The following is a 12,065-nucleotide window of genomic DNA, read 5'->3' on the forward strand; positions in this document are numbered from 1 at the left end:
CCCGAGAGGGCGGCCTTTTCGTGTTCATGCGGGCATGGTCCATCGCTTGGCCCTGGATCGATAGGTGAGGTCGGGCAGGGTGCGGAAAAGGAAATACCTGGTGTCGCTCTCCAGGGAGAATTCGGGCTGGCGCCGCACCAAGTCCGGGTCTTCCAGGAGCAGCTCGTAGACGTGTTCGTAGAAGCGCACCATGCACTCCTCGGGCCAGTGGTCGTTAAGCCAGCGCCGCCCCTGCGCGCCGAGTTCGCGGGTGAGTTCCGGCTCGCGCACGAGGTATTCGAGGGCCTCGGCGGCGTCCTCCAGGCGCACGTTGACGAAGGGGTGGGCGTCCGCACCGGAAAAATGCCGTAAAAGGGCCAGCGAGCGTTCGTCTAAAAAAGACAGCACGCATTTGCCCTGAGCCAGGCCCTCCAGGCCGGTGAGGTGGTAGCTGCCCGTGACCAGGTCGTCCACAACGATGCGGCTGGCCCGCTTGAGGGCCAGGGCCTCGGCCAGCGGCAGGCCGGTGATGATCTTCGCGCGGCAGCCCGTGCGCTTGGCGACGCCTTCGATGACGGCGGTGGCCTCGGGCATGCCCTTGGTGCTCCAGCGGTCGGCCCAGGCGCTTAAGTCCTTGGTGGGGCTGTAGAAGACGTCCCAGCGCGGTGGCTTGGAGGTGGGCAGGTAGGCTTCGTCGGTCTCGGGCACGAAATTGGGGACCACCATGGCCTTGGGGTAGAGGCGCTCGGGGTACTGGGCGATGGCGATTGCCGGGATGTCCTGGGCCAGCAGGGCTTCGGGGGTGATTCCCATGACCTGGGCCACGAGGTCCGGCGAGGAGTGGAACTGGCGCACGATGCGCTTGCCCGCGCGGGCCAGTTCCCCGAAGTCGATGCGGCCGAAGGCCTTGGAGCCGTAGTCCAGGTAGTTGTGCAGATGGATGACGTCGGCTTCCCAGGCCAGGTCCAGGGCCTCTTCGGGTGATTCGACGAACACCAGGTCGTGGTCGTAGAGGCCGAAGCGCTTGAGGTCCACCAGGCGAGCGTCAACCCCGGTGTGGCGATTCAGGGCCTGGACGAGACGTACGGGCATGCCCGCCAGGGGGGTGATGGAAAAATGCAGAACCCTCATGGGCGCGCGGAGGCTTTGGGCCGGGACTCAACGAGGCGGGATGGATGGGGCCGCCCGGCGGCGCGGGTGCCGCCGGGAAGGTCGGTGAGGGCCACGGACCGGGCGTCCATGCGGTCCGGTCTAGCGGCTTAAGGCCTGGGGCAGTTCCTCGCCCACGGAGCGTGGGGCGCTGCCGGTGGGGGCCAGCTGGTCCCACTGGACCAGGTCCTCGTGGCGCACGGCGGCCACCAGGGTGCGGCCCAGGATATCGTCCCAATGGATGGGGCTTACGCCCTGTCCGGGGCACTTGACGGTAAGGTCGGCCTCGCAGAGCACGTGTCCGGCGGGCAGGTCGCGGGCGAAGACCACGCTCTTGCGCAGCTTCACGGCCACCTTGCGCTCGGTCTCGAAGACTTCCTTGCGGCACACGGTCATGGCCGCCTCGGCCTCGCGGATGAGCGAGACCATCTGGGCGAATCCGGCCGGGTCCAGGGAAGCCTGGTGGTCGGTGCCGCGCAGGGTGCGGTCCAGGGTGAAATGGCGTTCCACCACGCAGGCGCCCAGGGCGGCGGCGGCGACGCTGGGGCCGATGCCGCGCTCGTGGCCCGAATAGCCCACGCTCAGATTGTAGCGCTTGGCTAGCTCGGCCATGACCGGCAGGCCCACGCACTCGTCGGGGCAGGGATAGGTGGAGTTGCAGTGCATGAGGATGATGTCGTTGTGGAAGCGACGCAGCTCGTTCACGGCCACGTCCACCTCGTCCAGGCTGCTCATGCCGGTGGAGAGGATCACGGGCAGGCGCGTGGCTCCGGCCTGGCGCAAGAGCGGGATGTTCACCATGTCGGCGGAGCCGATCTTCAGTATCTCCACGTCGAGGTCGATGAGTTCGCCCAGGCTGATCTGGTCCCATCCCGAGGCGAAGAAGACCATGCCCAGGGATTCGGCCAGGGCCTTGAGCTCCACCATGTCCTCGATGGGCAGTTCCAGGGCCAGGCGGTGCTCGCCGTAGGTCTGGCCGAAGCTGTTGGGGCCGGAGTAGGGCATCTGGAGCCCTTCGTCGGTGAACATGGCGTTCATGTCGCGCTTCTGGAACTTGACGGCCTGCACCCCGGCTCGGGCGGCCTCTTCCACCATCCGTCGGGCGATGGCCACGTCTCCCTGGTGGTTGTTGCCGATTTCGGCGACCACGAAGCAGGGGTATCCACGGCCGATGATCGTTCCGGACTTGAGCCGGATGGGGGGGGGCAGGGTCTTCATAAGCGTATGATCTCCACGTTGTGCTGCTCGTACAGTGCCCGGAGTTGCCCGTAGATCTCGTCCTGAAAGCCGAAGGAGGTGATCACGGCGGCCTGAGGCCGCAGAGAACCGAGCACCACGGGCGGGGATATGACGTGCCCGCCGAGAAATTTGCCGGCCTTGGCCGGATCGTTGTCCACCAGGGCCATGACCTCGAAGCCGCCGGCGGCCTGGAGCGCCTGGAGCACGATCTCGCAGGTCTCGGACGCTCCGAACAGGATGAGCTTGCTCATCCCCCGTGCCGTGAGGGCCGAGAGCTTCCCCGCGATGGCCTTCTTGAGCGCGGTGTAAATCTGGACCGTTTCCGAGGAGAAATTGGAGAACATGGCCTGTCTGCGGGCCTCGCCTTCACCGGTGAGCAGATAGCGGAAACTTTTTCCGTTCACCCGCTCGTATTCGATGAGTTCGTTGTCCACCATCTCCTTGAGGTATTGGTTCACCATGGCCCCGGAAAGGTTGGCCCGGCGTCCCAGTTCGTTCTGGCTCACCATGCTGTCCTGAGCCAGGGTGTCGAGGATGGCCAGGTATCTGGCCGTCTTGCTCGGCCGGTAGTAGGTCTTGTTCACCAGGAACATGGCCGGGTTCCACCGTTCGTTAAGGTTATGAATGCGTCCGGCAGGACCGCGAACCCCCAGTCTTTGCTAAGATACTTGCTTTCACAAAGGATAACAAGAGGTTGCCGCATTTCAAATTGTCCCGTCATTTCAAACTGATGGCCGGTTGCATACCCAGGGAATCATTAGGCTCCTGAATGGTATATCGGCAAGACCTTCCCGACGCTTTAGCCCACAAGGGGTGAAAAGTTATAAGCAATCTTCGTGCCTGTCGCGATTGCAGGCCGCGCCGCGGGCCCGCCGGGGGGTGCGCCACTGGCGACTGTTGCAATCGGGCGGTTCTGGAGTAGAAAGCCGGGCACGGAGGCCTTGCGTGTCCACGACTCTCATCGAAATAGACGATCTCAGGAAATCCTTCCAGGGCAAGACGGTGCTTGCCGGCGTGAACCTGTCCATCCCGGCCGGGGGGCTCACCGCCGTCATCGGCAAGAGCGGGGAAGGCAAGAGCGTGCTGCTCAAGCACATCATGGGGCTCATGCGTCCGGATTCGGGCGACGTGCGCTTCGAAGGCCGCGCCCTGGGGGCGATGTCCCATGCCGAGCGGCGCGGGCTCAAGTCGGTGATGTCCTACATGTTCCAGGGCATGGCCCTGTTCGATTCGCTCACGGTGTACGACAACATCGCCCTGCCGCTGCGCGAGAAGCTGCGCCTGCGCGAGTCCGAGGTGCGCACGCGCGTGGAGCGGAAGCTCGCAGAGCTCGACCTTTCCGAGGTGCCCGGCAAGTTCCCGTCGCAGCTTTCCGGCGGCATGCAGAAACGCGTGGCCCTGGCCAGGTCGCTGGTGACGGAGCCCAGGATCGTGCTCTTCGACGAGCCCACCACCGGGCTCGATCCCTTGCGCAAGTGGGGGGTGTTCAAGCTCATCGACGAGTCGCGCCGGACCTTCGGGTTCACCGCGGTCATGGTCAGCCACGACATTCCGGACGTGTTCACAATTGCGGACACGGTGGCCCTGCTGGACGGGGGAAAGATCGTCTTTTCGGGGACTTCCAAAGAGGCGATGGAGTCGGACCACCCGGTGCTCAAGGCCTTCATGCCGGGCGAGACGGCCCTTTCAGGCGGCTACGTGCCGGAATAATGACGGTCCAGGAGGCCCAGGGCCTGGGATTTTTCCCGGCCGTAACGGGTGAGCATGGCCCCCTTGGCCAGGTAGGGGCCGTGGCCGTAACAGCGCAGGCGCTCCGTGTAGACTTCCTCGATGAGGGCCTTCTCGAAGAAGACCATGCGGCGTTCTTCAACTATGCGCGGCAGGATGTTGCGGATGGCCGCCGTGAAGATTTCCACAGCGCCGCCCGGGCCGTGCTGCACGGCCGCGCTCCAGAGCACCTCGCGGCTGGCCGGCGACAGGGCGGAGACGTCCACCCCCGTCTGGGCGAAGATTTCCGCCACGGCCGGGCGGTAGTGGGTGGCCAGGATGAACTCGTACTGCAGGCGCTCGAAGCGCTTGGTCTGCTCGCTGGCGATCCTGCGCCATTCCTCGGGCACGGACCCCACGGTGGAGCCGGTGTTGGCCGGGCCGCGTCCGACAAGCCTTGCGTACAGGTCCGGGGCGCGCTCCTTCAGGTAGCGCAGGAAATTGGCGTAGGTGGGCGTGCCCGAGGCGATCTGGAATGTTCCGTAGCTGGTTCCGGCGGTGGGGGTGTGCCCCACGGAGGCCGCGCCGTCGGTTCCCGATTCGAAGCGGGCCGCCAGCTGGCCGGGAGGGGCCGTGTGGATGGGCCTGGCTCCGGGCCTGGTTGCCGGGACGAAGCAGGCCATGGTGTAGGTGGGCGTGGGCCGAAACACCGCTCCGGACTTGTTCCAGAAGGCCGCTTCGGCCAGCCGTGCCCAGGAGTCCGGATCGTCCGGGCTCACGCCGTCGGGGTCGATGGGCTGGCGCACGGACTCGCGGTCGATGCGTGCGCGGACCTCGCCCGGGGCCAGTGCCTCGGCGAACATGTCCCAGGTGAGCTTTCGGGCCACGGCCGGGTTCAGCCCGGGGCCGGCCAGGTCCAGGAGGTCCGGGCGCGGCGGCTGGCTCAGTTCCGGCCAAGGCGGGGACACGCAGAGCGCCTGCCAGATGCACAGGAAATATCCCAGGCAGCCCGCCAGCAGGAGCCGTTTGCGCTCCGGGTCCAGGCGTGCGAAAAAACAGGCCACGGGGCTTGCGGGTGCTCGCCTGTCCTGAGCGGTCTCCGCGCTCGCAGGCAGGGTGGTATTCGGAAGGGGACCATGGGCCATGGTGAGCCCGTTATACGATTTTATGGAGCGTGAAAAGTGCCCCGGAAGTCAAAAAATCAAGCGAAACCCGGTTTTTTGAGCCGCATCGCGGATTTGAGGCTGTGGCTCACGCTCTTTTTGCCCGGCCTGGCCGTCACCGCGGCCATGTCCTTTGCCCACTGGACCCAGCCCGCCTGGCTGGTTTTCCTCGATTACAAGGTCTACGACGTCCTCTTGTCCAAGCGGCCCAGGCACGAGCCCTCCGGGCGCGTGGCCGTGGTGGACCTGGACGAGAAGAGCCTGGCCGAGGTGGGGCAGTGGCCCTGGCCGCGCTACCAGATCGCCGTGCTGCTGGGCAGGCTCAAGCAGTATGGCGTGCTGGCCGCGGGCATGGACGTGGTCTTCGCCGAGCCCGACCAGACCTCGCCCGAGCGCATCCGGCGCAAGCTCTCCGGCCTGGGCGTGGACATGGACTTCACCGGCCTGCCGCCGGCGCTTCGCGACAACGACGCCCTGCTGGCCTCGAACCTTTCCGGCGGCCCCTACGTGCTGGGCTACTTCTTCACCTTCTCGGCCCAGGACGCGGCGGGTTCGCCAGGTTCCACGGGCGCGGGCGGGCCCTGCGCGCTGCCTCCGCCGCGGCTCGCGCTCAAGCGCTCCCCCGGGGCGGTGGACGCCCCGCTCATGATCGCCCAGGCCGCGTCCCCGGTGTGTCCGTTGCCGGAGCTCTCCCAGGCGTGCGGCTGGGCCGGGTTCTTCAACTCGGTCCCGGACCGCGACAACATCGTGCGCTGGGTGCCCCTGGCCATCTCCTGGAAGGGCGCGCCCTACCCCAGCCTGGCCGTGTCCACGATCATGCGGGCCTTCGGGGACAAATCCGCCGTCTTGTCCGTGTCTCCCAACCCCTACGGCGGGCAGGACATGACCCTCTCGCTGGACCTTGGCGAACAGGGCCGCAGAAGCGTCCCCCTGGACCGGCATGGGCGCGTGCTCCTGGACTACCGGGGGCCGGGGCGCACCTTCCCCTACATATCCGCCGCCGACGTCATGGCCGGGCGGGTTCCCCGGGAGGCCCTGGAGGGCAAGATCGTGTTCATCGGCACCACGGCCCGGGGACTGCAGGACGTGCGGGCCACGCCCCTGGACCAGTCCTTCCCGGGGGTGGAGGCCCACGCCACCGTGGCGGACATGGTCCTCTCGGACACCTTCCTGCGCCGCCCGCTGGACGCCTGGTACCTGGAGCTTGCGCTGCTGGGGGTGTTCGGCCTGGGGGTCACGGTGCAGCTCATGTTCACCCGGTCGCTGTGGGTGGGGGCCTTGAGCCTGCTGGCCGGGCTGGGCATGTGGCAGGGCTCGTCCTACGCCATGGACCATCTGGACCTGTACGTCTCGCCCCTGTCGCCGCTTCTGGCCCTGGGGCTCAACTTCACGCTCATCACCTTCCTGAAGTTCCTGCGCGAGGAGCGCAAGCGGCGCTTCCTCCATTCGGCCTTCAACCACTATCTCTCTCCCCAGGTGGTGAGCCAGCTGGTGGCCCAGCCGGAAAAGCTGAACCTCTCCGGCGAGGAGAAGGAGGTGAGCATCCTCTTCTCCGACGTGCGCGGCTTCACCACCATCTCAGAAAAGCTCACCCCCACCCAGGTGGTGGACCTGCTCCACGAATACCTGACCCCCATGACCCGCCTCGTCACCGCCAACTCGGGCACCCTGGACAAGTTCATCGGCGACGCGGTCATGGCCTTCTGGAACGCGCCGGCCGACGTCGAGGACCATCCCAGGCTGGCAGTGGAAACCGCCCTGGCCATGCTCAACGAGCTGGACCGGCTGAACGCGGGGTTCAAGGAGCGCTTCGGTTTCGAAATCCAGATCGGCATCGGGCTCAATCTCGGGGCGGTGCGCGTGGGCAACTTCGGCTCCGAGGACCTTTTCGACTACACCATCATCGGCGACAACGTGAACCTGGGATCGCGCCTGGAAGGGCTCACCAAATACTACCACCAGCGCCTGCTGGTCTCCGGAGCCATGCGCGAACGCGCAGGCGCGGGCTTCGCCTGGCAGGAGGTGGACCGGGTGCTGGTCAAGGGCAAGCACGAGCCGGTCTCCATCCATACGGTAAACGCCCAAGCCGCCCCGGGCGAGCTGGACGGCTGGAGCCAAGGGCTCACGCTCTACCGCGAGGGCCGGTTCCAGGAAGCGCTGGCCATCTTCGAGGGGCTTCAGGCCGCCACCGCAAACGGGCTTTACGAGCTGTACGCCGGGCGTTGCCGGGCGCTTGCGGCCAACCCGCCCGGCCCGGACTGGAGCGGCGTGTTCGAGCATACCACAAAGTAGGAATGTCATGTTCAGACGATTGCCGGCGATAGCACTGCTTGTCCTTTTGATGGGAACCTGGGCGTTGGCCCAGGCTCCCACCACACCCCAGGTTTCAGATCAGAAACCGGCCCCAACCCCGGTTCCGGCAGGCGTGGCCGACACGGTCCGGGGGGAGGTCACGGCGGGTTTCCCCGGGACGCAGTTGCGAAAGCTCGCGGCGAACGAGGTGGTCTACAACGGTGAGACCGTGTCCACTGACCGGAAGGCTTCGGCTCAGATCCGCCTGGCAGACGGCACGCTCCTGTCCCTGGGCGAGCAAAGCAGCATCGAGATCGTGGACGCCGCCTACGACCCGGACCACCCCGATGCCTCCAGCGCGGTGTGCAAGCTGGGGCGGGGCGTGTTCCGCTGCCTGACCGGCCAGGTCATCACCACCCAACCGGAGCACTTCCGGTTGGAGACACCCCTGGCCGTGATCGGGGTGCGCGGCACCGAACTGGGCGTGACCGTGGGCGCGGATTCCGTTGAAACAGCCGTATTCTCGGGAGGCCCAGGCTTCGTCACCGACAGGGAAGGCGGCGCGCCGGCCCAGGTGCTGGCCGGCCAGGGGCTGGGCAAGACGCGCGGCATGGCCCTCGGCCAGGCCACGGCCATCTCCGGGCGGTTGCGGGCCCTGATGGCCCGGGTGCCCTTGCGGATGACCCCGGGCGGGCCTCATGTCCCGCCTGGCATGACCCGGGGCAAGGCCAAGCCGCCGCGACTGGCCGACCTGGCGCCCAAGTCTTCCGGAGTGCAGGGGGCGAAGAACGCGAGCCGCAAAGGCCTGAAGGGTTCCGGCGCAGCCGGAGGCAGCGGCAGTGGCGGGTTCAAGGCGTTCGAGGACAAGATCAAAGGCGCGGCCAAGGCTGCGGGCCGCGTAGTCGAGGGAGCGGCCAAGGGAGCCCGGGAAGCGGTTCACGGTTCCGGCAACCGTTCCCGGGGCGGAGAACTCCGCGGTTCCGGCAAATCCGGGGGTTCAGGCCGGGAAAGCACCCGGTCCAAGCCTTCCGGACGTGAGACCGAGTTGCCCGGCAAACCTGGCGGCGGCGAAGGCAAGGGAGACGGCGGTGCTAAACGCTAACGACACCATCGCGGCCATCGTCACCGCTCCCGGCCGGGCCGGGGTGGGCATCGTGCGCGTAAGCGGCCCCCAGGCCCGCCCCCTGGCCGAGCGCCTGTTCCGCTCCGCCAAGGAAGGCTTCTCAGGGCTCAAGCCCTACCGCCTGCACCACGGAATGCTCCTGGACGCCGGGGGCCGCCCCCTGGACGACGTGCTCTGCGCCTTCATGCCCGGCCCCAATTCCTATACCGGCGAGGACGTGGTGGAGTTCAACTGCCACGGCACCCCCGCGGTGCTGCGCGCGGTCCTTGGAGCGGCCCTGTCCCTGGGGGCCAGGCACGCCGAGCGCGGCGAGTTCACCAAGCGGGCCTTCCTGTCCGGACGGATGGACTTGAGCCAGGCCCAGGCCGTGGCCGAGCTGGTGGCCGCCGACACCCTGGCCGGGGCCGGACTGGCGCTGGCCCGCCTGGAGGGGGTCATGGCCCGGCGCGTCTCCGAGCTACGCTCCCGCCTGGAGGGGCTGCGGGTGCAGATCTGCCTGGCCGTGGACTTCCCCGAGGAAGAGGTGGATTGCCTGGAGCCCGCGTCCTTCCTGGAGGCCGTGGGCCAGGTGACGGAGCAGATCGGCGTTCTGGTCGCGGCCCACGGGCGGGCCAGGCCGTTTCGGGAAGGGGCCTTGGCCGTGCTGGCCGGGCCGGTGAACGCGGGAAAATCGAGTCTCCTGAACGCCCTTATCGGCCGGGAGCGGGCCATAGTCTGCGACGCACCCGGCACAACCCGCGACTTTCTCGAGGAACAGCTGGACCTGGGGGGCCTGCCGGTGCGCCTGGTAGACACCGCCGGGCTTCGCGCCACCGACGACCCCGTGGAGCGCGAGGGCGTGGCCCGCTGCCAGCGCCTGGTGGAGGAGGGGCGGGTGGTGCTCCTGGTGCTGGACGGCACCAGGGACTTCGACCTGGCTTCCCTGGAGGGCGAATGCGGGCCGGTCCCCCTGGACCCGGACCGGGTGCTGGGCGTCATCAACAAGGCCGACCGGCCCCCGGCGGCGGATGATCCGTACGTCCGGCTGGAGCGGGCCGGGATCGAGGTCCTGCGCGTCAGCGCCCGCACCGGGCATGGTCTCGAGGAACTGTGCGCCGCCCTGCGCCGCCGCCTGCTGTCGGGATCGGACGCTCCGCCCGACAGCGAGCCCGTGCCCAACGACCGGGAGTGCGCCCTGCTCAGGCAGGCCGCCTCGGAGCTCGACGAGCTGTCCGCAGGGGTTGCGGCCGGATTGCCCCCGGACCTCCTGGGCGTGCGGCTTGAGAGCGCCTGCGCTCACCTGGGGGGCATCACCGGCGAGATCACCCCGGACGAGGTGCTGGGGACCATCTTCGACGGATTCTGCATCGGCAAGTAAGGCCGGGAGTCGTTTTTCCGTTCCCTTTTGGACCCTTCCGGTCTATTGAGTGTCGGGGAGGTCCCGGCATGCAGGAACTCGCGGCGGATTATCTGGAGCATTTCACCGTGGACATCGGCGAGGTCATCCACGTCGATCTGGACGAATCCGCGCCGGAGGATCTCTTGGAACTCGATCGGCTCGTCCGGGACATGTTCGGTCCCGGCAAGCAGGTCTGCTTGTATGAGGCGCTCAGCACGGCGGCGGAATCCGAATTCCCCCCCTGTGCCGAGATAGACGAAAAGGTTTGTCCCCTGGACCTCTATTTCGTGGTGGTGGATTTCCTGGGAAACCGGGCTGTTCCCACCGACGGAGGCGTTTGATGCGATTTGCCGGCAGCACCTTGAAATTCCTTGTGATCGGCGTCATTCTCTCCCTGGTACTGGGCGTGGCCGCCTGGGCTCAGGAAGCCCCGGCCGGTGATGCCCCTGCCCCGGCGGACGCGGCCGCACCGGCCAAGCCCGCCAAGAAGCACGCCAAGCCCGCCCCTAAACCGGCCAAACCTGCGCTCAAGCCCGGCGAGGTGGTTCCCTTCGACCAGGCCGGACCGTCCGACCAGCCCGCTGCGGCCGCTCCGGCGGCAGCTGCGCCTGCTCCGGCGGCCTCCGACACGGGCGCCGCGGCCAAGGCCGCCGATGCTCCTTCCGCTCCTGTCGCGCCCGTCGCTCCCGTGGCCCCGGCGCTGCCCGCGGCCAAGGGTGCGGGCAAGCAGGCCGCCAAGGCCCCGGCCATCCCGGCGGCTTCATCCGACGAGGCTCCCGGCCAGATTCGCCCGCAAAAGGTTCCGCCCCTTCCGGCCAGGTCCAAAGTGTCCGGAGGCAAGCTGGTTATCGGCGCGCTCCTGCCCCTCACCGGTCCCCTGTCCCCCCAGGGGCAGAGCTCCAAGGCGGCCATCGAGCTGGCCGTGGCCGACGTCAACGGCTATCTGGCCGAGAGCGGCTCCTCGGAGCGGGTGTCCGTGGCCATCGAAGACACCGGCTCCAGCGGCCCCAAGGCCCTGGACCGCATCAAGGCCCTGTCCGTGGCGGGCGCGCGCCTGATCATCGGACCGTACAGCGACAACGAAGTGGACGCCGTCCTCGATTTCGCGACCAAGAACGGCATGGTCCTGCTCTCCCAGGGCAGCGCCGGGCCGTACCTGGCCAAGCCCGGCCGCAACCTCTTCCGCTTCAGCCCCTCGGATGCCTTCCAGGCCGAGGCCCTGGCCGTGCTGGCCTCCCAGGAAGGGTGCACCCAGCTCATCACCATCTGGGAGGGGGACATGTACGGCGACGAGCTGATCACCCACATCAAGGGGCAGTTCGCCAACCAGGGTGGGCAGGTGCTCGCGGGCACCCGCTTCCGTCCCGAGGTGAGCCAGTTCGCTACCTACGTGGCCGACCTGAAGGGCCAGATCGACAAGCAGGTGAAGGACAAGAAGAAGCTGGCCATCGTGGTGGCCGCCCGGGGCGCCCAGACCGCGGGCATCCTGCGCGAGGCCGCCAAGCTGGCCGGGATGGACGAAGCCAAGTGGTACGGCGGCGACGACTCGGCCCTGCGCGGCTCCATCATCGAGGACAAGACCGTGGCCGCGTTCGCCGCCAAGGTGCGCATGGCCTTCGCCCGCTACGGCGAGACCGGCACCGGCCTCTACACCGAGGTGGAAAAGCGCATCGAGGAGCGCATTCAGGCCTTCGTGGACACCCAGGCCGTGGTGGCCTACGACCTGATCTGGCTGGGCGCGTTCACTGCCCTGGCCTCGGGCGATGACGCGGCCGCCCTCAAGAAGGCCATCCCTGCCACGGCGGAGCGTTTCTACGGCGCCAGCGGCTGGATGGCCCTCAACGAGTACGGCGACCGTCGCGAAGACTACGACTTCGACTTCTGGACCATCAAGAACATCGACGGCAAATTCTACTGGGTCAAGACCGCTCGCTACCAGTTCGATCCGGGCAGCGTGAAGCAGCTCATCATCAACGCCCCCGAGAAGGACTAGGCGTAAGCCCGGCGCATTCGAGAAACCAAGGCCCGGAGGGAC

At 67.6% G+C, this 12,065-nt stretch carries 10 protein-coding genes; 6 read left to right on the forward strand and 4 right to left on the reverse strand.

The genetic code is table 11. The features are described from left to right. Nucleotides 1-24: 24 nt before the first annotated feature. The 3 genes from ML540_RS10415 to ML540_RS10425 all read right to left on the reverse strand — a co-directional run bounded on the left by ML540_RS10415 (nt 25) and on the right by ML540_RS10425 (nt 2,960). Complete coding sequence (locus ML540_RS10415; RefSeq protein ID WP_243360670.1) at nt 25-1,110, reverse strand: glycosyltransferase family protein; 1,086 nt, start codon at nt 1,108-1,110, stop codon at nt 25-27. A 120-nt stretch (nt 1,111-1,230) separates the two neighbouring features. After that, nucleotides 1,231-2,346, reverse strand: a complete 1,116-nt coding sequence (locus ML540_RS10420; protein ID WP_243360672.1) for an N-acetylneuraminate synthase family protein — start codon at nt 2,344-2,346, stop codon at nt 1,231-1,233. Beyond that, the gene (locus tag ML540_RS10425; RefSeq protein WP_243360675.1) at nt 2,343-2,960 is read right to left on the reverse strand and encodes a winged helix-turn-helix transcriptional regulator; all 618 of its coding nucleotides are present in this window, start codon (nt 2,958-2,960) and stop codon (nt 2,343-2,345) included. The genes ML540_RS10420 and ML540_RS10425 overlap by 4 nt, the downstream gene beginning before the upstream one ends. 352 nt (nt 2,961-3,312) lie before the next feature. On the opposite strand from ML540_RS10425, the gene ML540_RS10430 reads away from it, so the two are divergent. Then, a complete protein-coding gene (locus ML540_RS10430) occupies nt 3,313-4,077 on the forward strand; it encodes an ABC transporter ATP-binding protein (protein WP_243360676.1) in 765 nt (254 codons plus the stop codon). On the opposite strand, the gene ML540_RS10435 is transcribed toward ML540_RS10430, so the two are convergent. Next, nucleotides 4,062-5,138, reverse strand: coding sequence for a VgrG-related protein (locus ML540_RS10435; RefSeq protein ID WP_243360678.1), 1,077 nt, complete (start codon nt 5,136-5,138; stop codon nt 4,062-4,064). The two genes, ML540_RS10430 and ML540_RS10435, sit on opposite strands and share 16 nt — an antisense overlap. A 156-nt stretch (nt 5,139-5,294) precedes the next feature. On the opposite strand from ML540_RS10435, the gene ML540_RS10440 reads away from it, so the two are divergent. The 5 genes from ML540_RS10440 (at nt 5,295) to ML540_RS10460 (ending at nt 12,023) form a co-directional block, all read left to right on the forward strand. Further along, nucleotides 5,295-7,529, forward strand: coding sequence for a CHASE2 domain-containing protein (locus ML540_RS10440; RefSeq protein ID WP_243360680.1), 2,235 nt, complete (start codon nt 5,295-5,297; stop codon nt 7,527-7,529). Nucleotides 7,530-7,536: 7 nt separating this feature from the next. Next, nucleotides 7,537-8,631: a FecR family protein gene (locus ML540_RS10445; protein WP_243360682.1), complete on the forward strand. Its 1,095-nt coding sequence runs from the start codon at nt 7,537-7,539 to the stop codon at nt 8,629-8,631. Continuing rightward, complete coding sequence (gene mnmE / locus ML540_RS10450) at nt 8,618-10,009, forward strand: tRNA uridine-5-carboxymethylaminomethyl(34) synthesis GTPase MnmE (RefSeq protein WP_243360684.1); 1,392 nt, start codon at nt 8,618-8,620, stop codon at nt 10,007-10,009. Before ML540_RS10445 ends, mnmE begins: the two co-directional genes overlap by 14 nt. A 68-nt stretch (nt 10,010-10,077) precedes the next feature. After that, nucleotides 10,078-10,371, forward strand: coding sequence for a hypothetical protein (locus ML540_RS10455; protein WP_243360686.1), 294 nt, complete (start codon nt 10,078-10,080; stop codon nt 10,369-10,371). Next, nucleotides 10,371-12,023, forward strand: a complete 1,653-nt coding sequence (locus tag ML540_RS10460; protein ID WP_243360688.1) for an ABC transporter substrate-binding protein — start codon at nt 10,371-10,373, stop codon at nt 12,021-12,023. The genes ML540_RS10455 and ML540_RS10460 overlap by 1 nt, the downstream gene beginning before the upstream one ends. Nucleotides 12,024-12,065 lie beyond the last annotated feature (42 nt).

The organism is Fundidesulfovibrio terrae (assembly GCF_022808915.1).
Taxonomy (GTDB): Bacteria; Desulfobacterota; Desulfovibrionia; order Desulfovibrionales; family Desulfovibrionaceae; genus Fundidesulfovibrio; species Fundidesulfovibrio terrae.